15 protein-coding genes are annotated in these 15,515 nt (G+C 53.4%); 11 read left to right on the forward strand and 4 right to left on the reverse strand.

Features of this window, described 5'->3' with window-relative positions:
* Window positions 1-79 precede the first annotated feature (79 nt).
* The gene (guaB, locus tag AB0A83_RS05885) at window positions 80-1,543 is read left to right on the forward strand and encodes an IMP dehydrogenase (RefSeq protein ID WP_150047371.1); all 1,464 of its coding nucleotides are present in this window, start codon (window positions 80-82) and stop codon (window positions 1,541-1,543) included.
* Between the two features lie 116 nt (window positions 1,544-1,659).
* Window positions 1,660-3,240: a glutamine-hydrolyzing GMP synthase gene (guaA, locus tag AB0A83_RS05890; RefSeq protein WP_150047372.1), complete on the forward strand. Its 1,581-nt coding sequence runs from the start codon at window positions 1,660-1,662 to the stop codon at window positions 3,238-3,240.
* Here the strand turns inward: guaA and AB0A83_RS05895 are convergent.
* Entirely contained in the window at window positions 3,164-3,493 is a 330-nt protein-coding gene (locus AB0A83_RS05895; protein ID WP_197737414.1) for a Fic/DOC family N-terminal domain-containing protein, read from the reverse strand. The genes guaA and AB0A83_RS05895 overlap by 77 nt on opposite strands.
* 681 nt (window positions 3,494-4,174) lie before the next feature.
* On the opposite strand from AB0A83_RS05895, the gene AB0A83_RS05900 reads away from it, so the two are divergent.
* Window positions 4,175-4,366 carry a hypothetical protein gene (locus tag AB0A83_RS05900; RefSeq protein ID WP_150047373.1) on the forward strand — a complete coding sequence of 64 codons (192 nt, stop codon included), beginning with the start codon at window positions 4,175-4,177 and terminating at the stop codon, window positions 4,364-4,366.
* Between the two features lie 195 nt (window positions 4,367-4,561).
* On the opposite strand, the gene AB0A83_RS05905 is transcribed toward AB0A83_RS05900, so the two are convergent.
* Both AB0A83_RS05905 and AB0A83_RS05910 read right to left on the reverse strand, forming a co-directional pair.
* Window positions 4,562-4,963 carry a hypothetical protein gene (locus tag AB0A83_RS05905; RefSeq protein ID WP_150047374.1) on the reverse strand — a complete coding sequence of 134 codons (402 nt, stop codon included), beginning with the start codon at window positions 4,961-4,963 and terminating at the stop codon, window positions 4,562-4,564.
* Window positions 4,964-5,414: 451 nt separating this feature from the next.
* Complete coding sequence (locus tag AB0A83_RS05910) at window positions 5,415-6,329, reverse strand: AraC family transcriptional regulator (RefSeq protein ID WP_150047375.1); 915 nt, start codon at window positions 6,327-6,329, stop codon at window positions 5,415-5,417.
* A gap of 257 nt (window positions 6,330-6,586) precedes the next feature.
* Between AB0A83_RS05910 and AB0A83_RS05915 the strand changes: the two genes are divergently transcribed.
* From AB0A83_RS05915 to AB0A83_RS05950, 8 genes are all read left to right on the forward strand, one after another.
* The gene (locus AB0A83_RS05915) at window positions 6,587-7,324 is read left to right on the forward strand and encodes a hypothetical protein (RefSeq protein ID WP_150047376.1); all 738 of its coding nucleotides are present in this window, start codon (window positions 6,587-6,589) and stop codon (window positions 7,322-7,324) included.
* Window positions 7,325-7,765: 441 nt separating this feature from the next.
* Window positions 7,766-8,131, forward strand: a complete 366-nt coding sequence (locus tag AB0A83_RS05920; protein ID WP_367155677.1) for a hypothetical protein — start codon at window positions 7,766-7,768, stop codon at window positions 8,129-8,131.
* 176 nt (window positions 8,132-8,307) lie between these two features.
* Window positions 8,308-8,880 (forward strand): serine O-acetyltransferase, encoded by a 573-nt coding sequence (locus AB0A83_RS05925; protein WP_150047378.1) that lies wholly within the window; start codon window positions 8,308-8,310, stop codon window positions 8,878-8,880.
* 125 nt (window positions 8,881-9,005) lie between these two features.
* The gene (locus AB0A83_RS05930; protein WP_150047379.1) at window positions 9,006-10,178 is read left to right on the forward strand and encodes a polysaccharide biosynthesis/export family protein; all 1,173 of its coding nucleotides are present in this window, start codon (window positions 9,006-9,008) and stop codon (window positions 10,176-10,178) included.
* Between the two features lie 5 nt (window positions 10,179-10,183).
* On the forward strand, window positions 10,184-11,434 hold the full coding sequence (locus tag AB0A83_RS05935; RefSeq protein WP_367155678.1) for a GumC family protein: 1,251 nt from the start codon (window positions 10,184-10,186) through the stop codon (window positions 11,432-11,434).
* Entirely contained in the window at window positions 11,435-12,148 is a 714-nt protein-coding gene (locus AB0A83_RS05940; RefSeq protein WP_367155680.1) for a hypothetical protein, read from the forward strand. It begins immediately after the preceding gene.
* Window positions 12,141-13,625 (forward strand): O-antigen ligase family protein, encoded by a 1,485-nt coding sequence (locus AB0A83_RS05945; RefSeq protein WP_367155681.1) that lies wholly within the window; start codon window positions 12,141-12,143, stop codon window positions 13,623-13,625. Before AB0A83_RS05940 ends, AB0A83_RS05945 begins: the two co-directional genes overlap by 8 nt.
* Before the next feature lie 117 nt (window positions 13,626-13,742).
* Window positions 13,743-14,405, forward strand: a complete 663-nt coding sequence (locus AB0A83_RS05950) for a PEP-CTERM sorting domain-containing protein (RefSeq protein ID WP_190303261.1) — start codon at window positions 13,743-13,745, stop codon at window positions 14,403-14,405.
* Window positions 14,406-14,407: 2 nt separating this feature from the next.
* On the opposite strand, the gene AB0A83_RS05955 is transcribed toward AB0A83_RS05950, so the two are convergent.
* The gene (locus AB0A83_RS05955) at window positions 14,408-15,511 is read right to left on the reverse strand and encodes a glycosyltransferase (RefSeq protein ID WP_367155682.1); all 1,104 of its coding nucleotides are present in this window, start codon (window positions 15,509-15,511) and stop codon (window positions 14,408-14,410) included.
* Window positions 15,512-15,515 lie beyond the last annotated feature (4 nt).

The raw sequence follows: 15,515 nt of genomic DNA on the forward strand, positions 1-15,515 counted from the left end.
CTATCCTGTCCCATGGTTTTTATACGGCCACTTAGGTTGTACAATACGCTGCTTTTCAAAAAATTAGCTCAGGTGTTACATGAAGATCATACAGGAAGCGCTCACGTTCGATGACGTGTTACTGGTTCCCGCCCATTCGACGGTTTTACCGCGCGAAGTGGAACTGAAAACCCAGCTCACCCGTAACATCACGCTCAACATCCCTTTGATTTCCGCCGCCATGGATACCGTCACCGAAGCCCGGTTGGCCATCGCTATTGCCCAGGAAGGCGGCATCGGCATCATCCACAAAAACATGACCATAGAACAGCAAGCGCGCGAGGTGCTGAGGGTCAAAAAATACGAAAGCGGCGTCATAAAAGATCCGATTACCGTCTCGCCGAATACCACCGTGCGGGAAGTGTTGGAATTGACTCACGCCAAAAACATCTCCGGCGTACCGGTGGTCGACGGCGAAGAGCTGGTCGGCATCGTTACCAGCCGCGACCTGCGCTTTGAAACTCGTCTGGACGAAGCCATCCGTTCGGTGATGACGCCCAAGGAGCGCTTGGTCACGGTCAACGAAGCCGCCGGTCAGCAAGAAGCCATCGCCAAACTGCACAAACACCGCATCGAAAAAGTCTTGGTGGTTAACAACGACTTTCAATTGCGCGGCATGATTACCGTCAAAGATATTCAAAAAGCCAAAGATAATCCGCACGCTTGCAAGGACGAACAGGAACGTTTGCGGGTCGGCGCCGCGGTCGGTACCGGAACCGGCACCGAAGAACGGGTGGAAGCCTTGGTCAACGCCGGCGTGGACGTGATCATCGTCGATACCGCGCACGGCCACTCACAAGGGGTATTGGACAAAGTACGCTGGGTTAAACAAACCTTCCCCAACGTACAAGTCATCGGCGGCAACATCGCCACGGCCGCCGCAGCGCTCGCCTTGGTGGAGGCCGGCGCCGACGGGGTCAAGGTCGGCATAGGTCCGGGTTCCATCTGCACCACCCGCATCGTCGCCGGGGTCGGCGTACCGCAAATTACCGCCGTCAGCGAAGTCGCCGCCGCCTTGAAAGGCTCGGGCATTCCTTTAATTGCCGACGGCGGCATTCGTTACTCCGGCGACGTGGCCAAAGCCTTGGCGGCCGGCGCTTATTCGGTGATGTTGGGCGGCCTGTTTGCCGGTACCGAGGAAGCGCCCGGCGAAGTGGAACTGTTCCAAGGCCGCTCCTACAAATCCTACCGCGGCATGGGCTCCTTGGGCGCGATGGCGCAGCAACAAGGTTCCAGCGATCGTTATTTCCAGGAAGCCGAAATCGTGGAAAAATTGGTGCCGGAGGGCATCGAAGGCCGCGTGCCTTACAAAGGCAGCGTGTTGGCGATCATTCACCAGCTGCTGGGCGGCGTGCGCTCCAGCATGGGCTACACCGGCAACCGCACCATTGCCCAAATGCACGACAACGCTCAGTTCGTGCGAGTCACCAGTGCCGGCATGCGCGAAAGCCACGTGCACGACGTAACCATCACCAAAGAAGCACCGAATTACCAACTGAATTAACTCGAATATAGGGTGGGTTAGCCAAGCGTAATCCACCCTATCAAGCCGCCCGGCGAATTACGCTTCGCTTTTATGCACTAAGGCTAAATCCGCCCATACACAATAGACCCGCCGCCGTGACACAAACCAATATCCATTCCGACAAAATCCTGATCCTCGACTTCGGTTCGCAGTACACGCAACTGATTGCCCGCCGCATCCGCGAGATCGGCGTGTACTGCGAAATCTATTCCTGCGACAGCAGCGACGAAGAGGTCAAAAACTTCGGCGCCAAGGGCATCATTCTGTCCGGTGGCCCGGAAACCGTGACCAGCAGCGACACCCCGCGCGCGCCGCAAGCCGTGTTCGAACTGGGCGTGCCGGTATTGGGGATTTGCTACGGCATGCAGACCATGGCCGAACAGTTGGGCGGCAAGGTCGAATCCTCCGACCACCGCGAATTCGGCTACGCCCAAATCCGCGCCCGCGGCCACTCCAAACTGTTGAAGGACATCGAAGACCACGTCTCGCCGGAAGGCTTTGGGCTATTGGACGTGTGGATGAGCCACGGCGACCGCGTCGTCGAACTGCCGGCAGGCTTTAAACTGATCGCCAGCTCGGACGGCGCGCCAATTGCCGGCATCGCCGACGAAGACCGCGATTTCTACGCGCTGCAATTCCACCCGGAAGTGACTCACACCAAGCAAGGCGGGCGCATCCTCGGCCGCTTCGCGTTGGATATTTGCGGCTGCGCGGCGCTGTGGAACGCCAGCAACATCATCGAAGACAGCATCAGCGCGGTACGGGAAAAAGTCGGTGGCGATCAGGTGATACTGGGCTTGTCCGGCGGCGTCGATTCCTCGGTGGTCGCCGCGTTGCTGCACCGCGCCATAGCCTCGCAACTAACCTGCGTGTTCGTCGATACCGGCTTGCTACGCCTGCACGAGGGCGACCAGGTGATGGCGATGTTCGCCGAACACATGGGTATTAAAGTGATCCGGGTCGATGCCGAAGCCCGCTACATGGCCGCGCTGTCCGGCGTCAACGACCCGGAGCAAAAACGCAAAATCATCGGTGGCCTGTTCGTGGAAATTTTCGACGAGGAAGCCGGCAAACTCACCGACGCCAAATGGCTGGCGCAAGGCACTATCTATCCCGACGTGATCGAATCGGCCGGCGCCAAAAGCGGCAAGGCGCATTTGATCAAATCCCACCACAACGTTGGCGGCCTGCCGGAAAACATGAAGCTGAAACTGGTCGAACCGCTGCGCGAATTGTTTAAGGATGAAGTGCGCAAGCTCGGCCTGGAACTGGGCCTGCCAGCCGACATGATCTACCGTCACCCCTTCCCCGGTCCCGGCTTGGGTGTGCGCATCCTCGGCGAAGTCAAAAAGTCCTATGCCGACTTGCTGCGCAAGGCCGACGCGATCTTCATCGAAGAATTGTATCGCCACGATTTGTACAACCAAGTCAGCCAAGCCTTCGCGGTGTTCCTGCCGGTCAAGTCAGTGGGTGTGATGGGCGACGGCCGCAAATACGACTATGTCGTCGCGCTGCGCGCGGTGGAAACCATAGATTTCATGACCGCCCGCTGGGCGCACCTGCCATACGACTTTTTGGACCTGGTCTCAAGGCGCATCATCAACGAAGTGCCGGGGATTTCCAGGGTAACTTATGATATTTCAGGTAAGCCGCCGGCGACGATAGAGTGGGAGTGAAAATAGGTAAAAGGCGTATCAATCGCGCCGAAAATGGCAATGTTTGCAAATTTTCGATGGCTTGATTCATCGCCTTAACGTAATTTTGCACTTCTTCCCAGTCATCGCGTTTATCCGGCGCAACATTCTCCTGTTCCAGCAACGCATCTTCCATATTGGTCTGCGTACCTTCGATTCGACTGGATTGGGTAGACTCTTTTAGCACGTACATGCGGATGAACAATTCGATATTAGGAATGTAGTCGGAGTACATGTCCAAGCGACCGAGTGCACGATCCGCTGACCCAGTAGCTGGATCAATTCCATGTCGTCCAAAACCCAGAGGCGATTGATCTTAGAGAGCTGGAAGCTTTTATAGTGTGATTGTTGCGTCAGTTGTCCGGCAGAAAATTTTTCATCTAGTCATTTCTGTAGAAAATTAAAACAGCCCCGCCGCTTATTCTTTATTTTATGGAAAAACTAAAATAGCGCCAGCGGCTATTTTAGGTTCGTCTAGAAACGATAGTTTTACGCTGAAACATAACAGTTTCATCGCGCCCACGCTTCGCACGGTAACTGCAGTGACGGACGCTCCAGCATCCGGTAGGCACCGCCGGAGCGTGGAAGCGATAAATAATAGCGTTTAGCCCGTTTCTCAGCATTGTTTTATATGAAATGCTTGATTTCTGTTGTTCTCTTCTTTGCGTTGGTCCGTTGCCTAGCGTGGTGAGTAGCATGCTTGCGGTCATGCTTTATATTGGCGCTGTTGGAGGTGTAGGCTTCGCGTTCAGATGCAGATAAACCGGCAAATTCATCAGGAATAATACACATGGCAATACTATTGTTTTTTCAATTAAAACAATAAATTGACTGTATTGCGTGTTGTGTATTTTTGCTCGGTGGATATAGTGAAGGCGTGTTTTCGTTGCTGCCGGTAAACGGTTTGGGAGGACGGATGAAAATCGCTAAGTTAGCTGCTGTAGGAATCGGACTATCGGTATTTGCCGTCGCCGGTCTGGCCGGAATTATCCCGTTGGAATTTGCCGTGCCGCTCTTATTGTTTGCGGCATTGATGCGCGGCAGTCTGTTGTTAATCGAAAAAGCGATCGACAGCGCGGCTCAGGCTAAGGAAGCCGATAGGCAGTAATTCGCAAACGGGTTAGTCCGGGGGACCCACGACTTTTGCCGTTGGCGGCAAGCGCGGCGTAATGCCTTCGACGAATACGGACGTAAGGCTGGACGGTCTCTCGGGCTGGTGTCCTGGGGTAAAAGCCAAGCGGGAGGAGGGCGATTAACCTCGCACGCACTAAAAGCGCGAGGTTAATCGTAAAGCGCAGCGGCGCTATTGTTTGACTTTCGGCAGTTCCTTGTCTTCGGTGTTGAAATGGCAAAGTCCGGCGGCAAAGTAATTGCATTCTTCCGATTGTTCGATTTTGGCTCCTGTGGGAGACAATTTAATCGTCAAGGTGCAAAAGTGGCGCTCGCTGGGGATTTGTTTTTTCAAAACCAACTCGTTTTCGCCGACATATTTTGCTTCGCCGGAAATATCGGCAGTGCAAGCGTGTTGGTCGCCGCTGCTGTCGGTCGGCTCGAAATCGACGTCAGCGTAGACCGTAGTTTGTTTACCGACTGTATTGATTTTTAAGTGTTGAACGTGCTTGCCGTCGGTCAGCACATAGTGATCGGTCAACGCAAACGCCGAACCGGATAACAACATCGACGCCAAGAACAGGATTTTTTTCATACTTTCTTCCCATGGTTATTATTAGAAATCGCCACTGCTTGAGCTGAGTCGCTCAATTCGTAGCCGAAAAACACCGAAATCCGAGGGCTTTGCTGGCAGCAAAACGCTACTCCAGCCGGTTGATTGTTAAACAATTGTCCCGCCGATGAGTCTCTGAACGCAAGCCGTAGGCATTTCAGCCTCTTTTCCGCTTTGCCCGGTACAGTCTTGGGTCCGCAACAGCGTCGGCTATCGTGCATTTTTAAAACAAACCGTTACAAAGGCTCCGCTCGTCTTACCAGGCTCCCAGCATTTTATCACGTTGCGTGGAGCACCCATTTCAAGACGTTGATCGATTAGCCGAGGCCGGTTTGTAGAGTTCGTTTGTTGCCTTAAAACCTGAACAAGAATAAGGCCGAAACAATTTCCGTTACCGGGCTTAGGGGCATCCGCAAACGGCTGGTCCGCATGATCAGGGGAGGGCTTCTATGAGCGGATGCACAATCCCCGAGGCCCTGCGCCGGTATGCACCCGGCGATTCGCCGACACAGCGTTTGAAAGCCCGGCTGAAGGCCGATACCGAATCGTAACTGCAACGTTCCGCGACCCGTTCTATGGTCATGCCGGATTCTTTTAGCCAGCACGCCGCAATCTGCATGCGCCATGACAGTAAATATTCCATCGGCGGACAGCCCAGCAGAGCGGCGAATTTTTTGGTCAGCGCGGCTTTGGACAGGTGGGCCTGTTGGGACAGTTCCTGCATGTTCCATGGCTTCCAAGGCTCTCGATGGATTGCGGTCAACACGGCTCCCAGACGAGCATCGTGCAGCGCGGCGAATAGTCCGTGGCTGACCAGTTGCTGTTCGATACAGTGACGGACAACCAAAATGAACAAGCCGTCGCACAGGCGCTCGATCAGCGCGAAGCGGCCGAGGCGTTCGGTTTGGCTTTCGGCGATCATCATCCGGGTCAACTCGGCCAGATGCTTTCCGGCTTGCTCGCGACGGATCACGATTTCCGCAGGCAAGGATTGCCACAACGCCGCTTTCGGCAAGCCCAGTTCGATCAGGCCGCACACAAAAGCGGTACTGCCTTGCGCCCAGCTAACCGGCCGGGCATCATCGGCGCCGAAGCTCAATTCATCGGCGCTGTAGGATAGATAATGCTTTTCGGCGTGCGGTAGAAACAAGATTAAATCGCCTTCTGCCAAAGCCAAGGGTTGGCGCCAAACCGGCGAATGGATCCAGCCGTTGCCTTTGGTCAATAGATGAAACCAGACGTCGCTGTCCGAATTATGGTCTATCGCCCAGCGCCCGCATACCCCGCCGGCATAAATCAGCTTGGCGCGTAGATTGAGGCCTTGCAGCAGAGAGGTGATCGTGTCCATCGTTTGTCCAGCAGGGTGAGCTTGTATGCAGTCAGTGGTTACCGTATTGGCCAGTCTAGCAAAACGGCCTTGCCGCGAATATCGATCATAGCTGCCTGCTGACCCAATTGAGATGGGGGGCTGGCGGATCAAGCTAAACGCGTTTTTTGAGCATGAATTATCGTGTTTCGGGCATGTTCTTCCGGTCAGGTTGCACCTACACTCGCGGACGGCGGCCTAAGTGGAAGCCGCGATCTTGTAAGGTTAGAGGATTAGCGATGGCATCACGTGCAATAGTAATTTTTCTTTTAGCGAGCGGTTTGACTACGGCCAACGCAGCGGTAGTGTGGAAAGGTCGCGAATCGACGTTGAACGCGAGTTACTTGGTGGGAGCGGGACCGGTGATGCATTCCGATAACGTCATTGATACTTCGGATTCAATGACGGATCGATTTGCTATGGCTATCGCCGGCAGCGATGCCGCATCCGGCGTTTTATTAGGCCAGCCCTGGAGCGGCGCACTGACGTATTCGGCGGCACACGAATTTGCGGTTTTCGGTTCACCGCAGAATCTGGCCGCGATTACCAGCAGCGGCAGTTCGAATGCCTCGGCAACCTTCACCGGCGGCACCAGTATCGGTGTGAACGTTCGCGCCCCGGGAAACAGTTGGGCGCTGGAGTTCGACGTGACTGGCCCTACCCCTTACACGTTGCAGGGCAGCGTCGGCGACAGCAATACGCGTAATACCACGGCCGGCGTTCAGCTTCAGCGTTTTACCGTTACCTGGGTTCCAATCGAATTATTCGCCGATACCCCAAGTTTTTACCAAACAGGGGAGTTAGCTCCGGGACAGTACCGCATCATCGCCACCGCTGCGGCGACGGCCGGACTATTGGTGCCTGCCGCTGAATCCGTCTGGAATTTACAACTGACTTTTGTGCCGCTACCTCCGGCCGCTTGGTTGTTCGCCGCTGTTTTGGGATTTTGGGGCATCAGTCGGAAGAAAACCGGTTGATTACCGGTTAGCTTGCAAAACCGATGTGACGGGAGCAGGCACTACCCGCGCAGGCGGGTGGTTAAGCGCAAATAAAACAAAGCGCATTATCCGATCAGCAATCGGATCGAGTCGGCCGCAGTCTATGGCTTGATGCAATCGAATCCGGCATAGAGTGAGGAGGTAGCTACGCACAATCCGGTTGGAAGCGAACCTGCGGCTCGCTGACTCCGCTACAGGCAGTGAGCGGGGGATACTCCCAAGTCTGCCTAGCTTGGCCGTAGTAGAGGCGTAACAGGCTACCAGCCTCCCTTGATGGATGCGGTGAAAATCCTCAGTGCTTTTCAGTGGCCAGGGTGATTGCCGTTTTCGTGCGTGTTAGTTGTAAAGACAACGGCGAGAGAATGCCCCCTCCGTCTTGTCGTTAACAATGAGGGGCTAGCTTGAAAATGAGGAGAGTGTATGCGAAAAATCAATACGATACGCGCCGTTTTGCCGGCGCTGAGCATTATTTGGCTGACGGCCATTTCAGCGCCTGCCTTGGCTGAAACCTGTCTTTGGGAAGGAAAGGCGCCGGCCTGTAACGGCGAATGCCGGCCGGGTTATACCTTGGTCAAACGGAACAAGGAAGGCGACGGTAAAAAGTGTGTGACCGGCACCAAGGCCTATTGCTGCAAATCGTCGGATGTCATCATCAGGGGAACCGCACCGTTCTGTAACGGCAAGTGCAAGGAAGGGGAGGAAATGCTGGGCGACTCGGACTATGGGCCGAAGGGCGAAAAATGCGAAACCGGCAAGGCGGCCATCTGTAGAATTTCGGTTCGCTGAACGGGCCGGGCTATTCGGCTGCCCGGTGAACTGAAAGCATGTGCGGTTTGAAGTCATAAACAGGCCTATAAAAGGCCGTGCGAAAGCTCGATCAAGTTCCGGCGTTGGCTGTTAGAATCAGTAGACGCCGCTATTGATTGACGACGGCTTTCGGATTAATCGCTAAGATTAATTGCATGGCGACCATCAATCAAACCTATTCGGATTTTAAAGCCGACCTCAAACGCTTAAACGATACCGCACCCGTCCCGGTTAAATTGACGTTTTTCCGGGCATTGCGCTTGATTTCGCGTCAGGAGTTGTGTTGTTTATTGCTTTACCGCATTTCCCATCTTTGTTATTGCCGGGGAAACAAATGCTTAGCCGGCTTTCTTTATCGCACCAATTTGTTGTTGACTGCTGCGGATATTCATCCTAGAAGCAAGATAGGTCCAGGTTGCCTGATTGCACATGCAATCGGCTTGGTTGTCGACGCGCAAATCGGCCGAAATTGTACGTTATTAGGCCATAATGTCGTGGGGCCGGCGTACAGCAACGGCCAATGGAGTTCGACTCCGACGATAGGCGACGATGTGACGATTTGTTTAAAGGCCTTGGTATTGGGCGATATTGAATTAAAGGATCAGCTAACCATAGGTCCTTATAGCTTGATCGACCATTCCCTGACAATTTCGAATTGTGTGGTCAGTTGCGTGCCGACTAAGATAGTTACCGCGCCACAAGCAACGCCGGCGAATCCGATTGAATAATTTTTACTATCTTCCTAATCTATGTCCGTAACCTAAGCCGATTGGTGTCAGGTATCGTCGCGGCCTCTTCAGCAAAGAGAGTAGGACGTGATTTCACTGTTCCACGTTAACTTGCAAAAAAAGCGATGCGCAAACCAACAAAGCTGCTGCCGTTACTGTTGATAACGAGCGCATGCTCTCAATACGACAATATTCCCGTTTTTCAACAAACCGTGCCGGAACCGGACGCTCAGGCCTTGGGCGCTCAAGCCGAACAAGCCGAAGGCATAATCTCCGGTCAAGCGGGGCAGTCGCCCGTTCCGGAAAATTTGCCGGCATCCGAACCGGTCGAATTGAGCGAATTTCCTTTGGAAGACAACCGTTACCAGGGGCAATTGCGTTTGCGCGTCGGCGATTCGGTCAAATTCATGGTTTGGGGTTATCCGGAACTGGCGCACGTCGCGGAGGTACAAGCCAACGGCGGCGTGACGCTACCGCTCGTCGGAGAAGTTGCCGCCAAAGGCCGCACGGTCGAAGATATCCGCAACGACGCCACACAGCTGATAGACGAGTTGTCGCGTAAGCAATACGATAATTTTCAATACGAGGACAGCTTGACCTTGTTCGTGTGGCAGCACGACGATTTGAAAATTACCGACGTCGTCAAACCGGACGGCACCGTCACCTTTCCTTTGGCCGGCAAAATACAGGTGGTGGGGCGCAGCATAGACGAGATCGAGTCCGATGTGCGTAATCGCTTGAAGCAGTACATCTACGACCCGCGCGTTTCCATTGTACCCAAGCTGACGCGGCGCAATATCGTCAGCAACCCTTTGGTGTCGATTTTGCCGCAAGACCTCAAACCGCGGCAAGTTGCGGTGATCGGCGAAGTGATGGTGCAAGGGCAAAAACCGATTGCTAGCGGTACCCGGGTCATGGACGCTTTAGCTGCTTCGCAGATCAAAGTCACCGGCGATATGGACAGCGTGGTGATTATTCGCAACATCGATTCCAAGCACCCGCAATATCGGCGGCTAAAGTTAAGCGAATACATGGAAGGCACGGCACCGGAACAAAACATTTTTTTGCATGAGAACGACGTCATCATTTTGCCTAAAACCAAAATTGCGGAAGTCGGCCAATTCGTTAACGATTTCTTTACCAGCACCAAACCGATATTGGAATGGTATATTGCCAGTCAGCAAACGTTTTACATCAACGACATTCTCCGGTTAAGCACCGAGGCCACCAAGGCCGCCATTCGCGCTTATAACCAAAGCACCGTTAACCCCACTTTGCCATCACCACCGTCCCCATGACAGCGATGCAGACACGCAACGGAATCGACGTAGAACACGAGTTGCCGACTCGCCGAGAATTGTTAGGCTTGTTTTTCGAATACAAGCGCAGCGTGTTGGTGGTTTTATGTACCACGATCGCAGTCAGCGCGTTCTTGGTCTATTACTTGTTGTCGCCGAGTTACGAAGCGAAAGCCAAGATCATCATCAACAACAGTCAATTGATGCAGCCTTTGGCCGATTCCGCTCCGCAAAGCGATTTCGAAAAAGTCATCGACTTCAATACCCAAAAGGATGTAATGGCGAGCGCCACTCTGGCGGCTGCCGTAGTCAAACAGCTGAATCTAAAAGACACGCGTACGATAGGGCGCATGGAAAAATTGAGTATGTGGGTGGGCGATATCAAGCGCACCTTAGGAAAAAGTTTGGGCATCGACTCTTGGGCTAAGCCCCATGATCCGGAGGCGGCAGCCATCGCTGCGGTGTTGGACAATCTGATGGTGGAAACGGCGCCGGAAAGCAAGGTCTTGAAATTAAGTTACCGGGCAAAAAATGCCCAAGAGTCGGCCGATACCTTGAATGCGCTGGTCAACGAATTTCAAAACTTTTACAACCAAACCATACGGGCGCAAGCCAACGGTATTATCGATTATTTGCAAAACCAACTGAACGACGTTACGACACGTCTGGAGCATTCCGAGAAAGAGTTGGAGCACTTCAGAAAAAACGACAGAGCGGTGTTGAGCGAGCGGGAGGGGCGGGTGCAAAGCATAGTCGGTATTACCGACAGCACCGGCGCTCAGGACGAAATCAAAATCTACATTTTGAAAATGGAAGACGAATTGCGCCAGTTATCCAGTTTGTTTGCTGCGAGTGATCCGCGCATCGTCGGCTTGAAAGCCAAGCTGCAAAGCTATGTCGCCTTGATTAACGCCATTCCCGAACGCGAATTGGAATTGCACCGGTTAAAACGCCAGTTCGAACTGGACCAGGAAAGCTATCTGTACATGAAGAAAAATTTGGAGAAGGCCACCTTGATCGCAGAAGGCCAAACCGATCAAATGCGCTTGGTCACCGTGTTGGAAAAAGCCGAAGCAAACGAAGACCCGGTGTCGCCGAAGCGTAAGCTGACTATGATCTTGTCCGTGTTTTTAGGTACCGGCTTGGGGCTAATGCTGGTTTTGGTATTGGCTTACTTCGATCATTCTATCGGTTCCGTCAAGGACGTCAGTACTCACTTAGGCCTCAGAACCATAGGCTCGCTACGTAAAATTTAAATGATGAATTCCCCTGCAAGCTTGGCCCCGCCGGGGCTCACCTTGGACGAGCTAAGCGCTCGTATCGATAAAGACTACGCCAAAATACTGCGTCATCCCGAAGCAATGGAGTTGTTTCGGGCCTTGGACAACGAGTTGTACACCGTTTTTCGCGATCGAGCGCATGCGGTGCTGATGACCAGTGCGGCCGATGCGGAAGGAAAAACCAGTCTGGTGTTGTTGCTGGGGGTTTTTAGCGCCCTGTTAGACAGAGAAGCCAAAGTAGTATTGATCGACGCGAGCGACGACCAGCGTTTGTTTCGGGTTTTAGTGGGCGAAGCGCCGCGCGTGGCGTTGGTCAATCTGGAGTCGGAACAGCTTGAGCAAGCGTTGTGTCCTACCTTGCTTGCCAATTTACAGATCGTCTCGTTGTACGGCTCTGGCAATGCCGCCAAGAAACTGCCGCACCATCGCCTCAGCAAACTGTTAGACCTGCTGCTGCAGCGGGCAAACCGAGTAGTGGTGGATAGTTCGGCGGCTCATCGTAACCGAGACGTGTTCGCCTTGGCGGCTATCGTCAAACACAGCTTAACCGTCGTCAAATACCGCGGACCGATTCGCGAGCAGGTACAGGTACTGATTAGCGAATTGGAACGCGCCGAATGTAAACAACTGGGCGTGGTGATTAATCAGCGTATCTATAATCTACCGGCGTTTTTATACCGCCATGTTTAGCGTTTACGGCGAAAATGCGCCGCGCACCATTTTCGCCGTAACGCTGGGTATGCTAGGCGCCGCCGTGTTGGTGGCAGGCGCGGAAAAACACAATCTGCTGGCAGTGGGGGTAGCTTGCGGTCTGCCCGTGGCGTTGCTGTTGTCGGTGCAACCACGGCGGTTAACCCTGCTATTTTTACTCGCGATATTGGTATTGGAAGAGTTTCCCAGCGGGGAGGGAGAAACTCTGGAACGCTCTACGCGGACCGCGTTTTATTCCGTTTCGCTGGGAATTCCCGGCTTTTATGCGCCCGATGCGTTGTTGGCGGCAACTTTGGCGGGGTTCACGATACGCTTGTTGTTGCTGAAACAGTCGTTTGCCCTGCCTTTAGATCGCATCTCCTTAGGCATAGCCTTGCTCTGCGCGGTACTGTTGACCTCTACCGGGTTATCGGTCTTGTTCGGCAGTCCTTTCGATGCGGCCGTGGCGAACGTATCCACCACCATGCCGGCGGTTAACGAACGCGCGGCCAAGCTGATAGCGTTGTTTCAGTTTAAAAACTTTTCGCTACTGGTATTCGCTTATTTACTCGGCTTGTTTTTTTTTCGCCGGCGGCGGGATTTGGACAATTTCGTCCATACCTTTCTGGCGGCGGCCGTCATTATGGTGCCGATAGGGGTTATTCGTTTCGCTTTGCATCCCCGCTTGATGGCGGAGAACAAACCGCTGTTCTATCACTCGCCGACTACTTGGATTTTCGGCTTGGTTATTTTTTACGTGTTATGTCTTTGGATTTATCGTAAAACCACGCCTCGGCAATTGCTCTGGCTAGGCATACTGTGCATCATTTTGAGCGGGTTTATTTTCGCCTCGTTTCGCCGGACCATGTGGGGAGCGATTATCTTGGCCGCAGTCGTCTTGGCGTTTCTGATTCCGCCGCAGCAGCGCCACCGTTATTTTTTGTTGATCATGGTCGGGATTGCCGGGATGGGCGCGGCTTTGTTGTTCAGTCCGGGGCTTTTGGCCGCCATCATGAACCGCATCAACGAAACCAGCGTTAGCGATCCCTCGACCTTATACCGCATGACGCTGTTCATCTGGTTTCATCAAAATCTTGCCGATCTACCGTTAATGGGGGTCGGGTTTCGGCCGCTGTGGGATATTCAGGCTAGGTTGGGATATTTCTCGACCAATTTGGAGAACATTCACAGCCTGTATTTTTGGATACTGTTAAGACTTGGTCTGCTCGGGGCGCTGTGCTTGCTGGTGATATTGGGACTGACGATTTGGGAAATTTTGAGAAAATTGAAAAATCGGCGCTACGCGGAATACCACGCCTTAGTGATCTGCATTTTCCTGGCATTGGTGATGCTGTTGTTCAGCGGAATCTTCAACCCGGTCTATGCGGAAGTACGCTACATGATTTTGTTCGGGTTTTCGCTGGCGATCATTTCCCGCTTGCCGCAAATAATCGCACAATCGCCGGCTAAACTGTGACCCAGTTAAAGTTTTTGTTGACACAAATGCTTACTTTAAGTAATCATTTTCTTACAGTAAGCGCGGCAGGTCAGAGTGGGTTCTCCTGTTCGGTTTATTCGATAACGGAGAACAATGATGAGAAAAAACATTCTGTTAGCTACGCTTTTAACCGTTTCGTTGGCTTTGCCTTTCAAGTTTGCCAATGCGGCATTCTCGAATCCCGATCCTGCTACCTTTCAAGACGATAGCGGTTCGGAACTGTTTAGCCCGACCTCCGGTAATCAGTTTTTTACCTTAGAGTTGGCCGACCTCGGATCGTCTGTGACCGATACCATTTTCGGCTTTTATGTGAAAGGGACGGATCCCACGGATCCCTCTAACCGTATCGAATTATTCGGCCCCGGCAACCATAACACGGCACAGGCGTTTTTGGTCGATTTGACCGCCGGTATCGTATTCGACTTAAACACGGCCTCGGTTGCGGGCAGCTTTGCGGCGGCGGGTAGTGTAATCGGTTTCTACTACGAGCTGCCTTTGTTGGGGGATATGGTTTTGTATAGCCAGTCATCCTTGAATAGCGGCGGGTTGGACGCGTTCGGCTTTTTCCCATTGATTGCCGATCCTACCGTCTGGTTGGTGGAAGTGGCGGTTCCTGACGGAAATGGCGGCTCGTTTCCACTAGCCTTCGAACTGGCCGCTAATCTCAATGCCATTCCGGAGCCTGGCGTGTTGGCCTTAATCGGCTTGGCGGGCTTGTTGTTCAACGTTTCCAGGTCTAAGGCCGGCGTCAAATCGTAAATCTACCGATCTTTGCCCGACGCAGCCGCTATCAAGTGGCCGTACCAAGCTTGCCCGATTACCTCGCGGGCATAGCGAGTTTGGTAAAGTCGATAATTGTTTTTTCCCAGGGTTGCTCTAAGTTCGCCGGACTCGACAAGTTGGGACAGGGCGTTTTCCCAGTCCGCGCCGCTCTGCGTTAAATAGCCGTTTTCCGCCAGGATCAATTCCCGATTGATGCCGACCGGCGACGCGACCACCGGCAAGCCGGCGGAAAAATACTGAATTAATTTGAATGCGCACTTACCCTTCTCGTAAGGCATGTCCCACAAGGGCATGATGCCGATATCCGAGGTCGACAGCCATTCGGCTTCAGCATCTCTTTGCCAGCGCAGGTACTCGACGGCAATGCCTTGCATGGGCAAATCGAATATATCGTCGCCGCCTATTAAGCGCAGTTTGAACGGATAGCGTTCGGCCAGTTTTCGAAATACCGGAATCAGCTCCTGCAAATAGCAGGCGTTACCTAAATTGCCTATCCAAACGATGATAGGTACGTCGTTCGACTTAGGCCGCCAACCGCCCAAATCGTCGTAACCGGTCGGCAAAATATGCACCTCGCGATGAAATTGCAGGGCGTAATCGGCTAAAAATCGGTTGCCGACCACGATGCGCCGACTCATGGCTATGAGTTCGCCCACTCTATCCGCATACCAAAACCGTTTACGTTGGTTGACCGAATTAGACGGCGCAAACCAGATGGCGTCGTCCAAATCGTACACGACGTTGGGATTCAAGCTGCAAATCAAGCGTTCGACCCAAGGTTTTCCCAGCGGGAAAACCTCGCGCTGGATGATGATTGCGTCGTAACGCCTAACCTTGGCCAGCAACGCCGGTAACCGTACTAAACAGCAATAAGCGAACATTGCGGCTTTGCGCAAGCTCGCCCACGAACCGCGGCGGCGGCGGTCGCGAAATAAGTTCGAGGTAATCAGGCCTTCTACTTCCAGCCGAATGCCGCGCGCCTGCAAATCGGCTTGATAAGCCGTGACGCGGTGGTAGACGGAGGGTGCTTCGGCAGGGTAAACGCTTACACACAACACGCAAAGCTCGGGCTGGGTTGTCATTGCT

The sequence above is a fragment of the Methylomonas sp. HYX-M1 genome (assembly GCF_040741385.1).
GTDB classification, from domain to species: domain Bacteria; phylum Pseudomonadota; class Gammaproteobacteria; order Methylococcales; family Methylomonadaceae; genus Methylomonas; species Methylomonas rhizoryzae.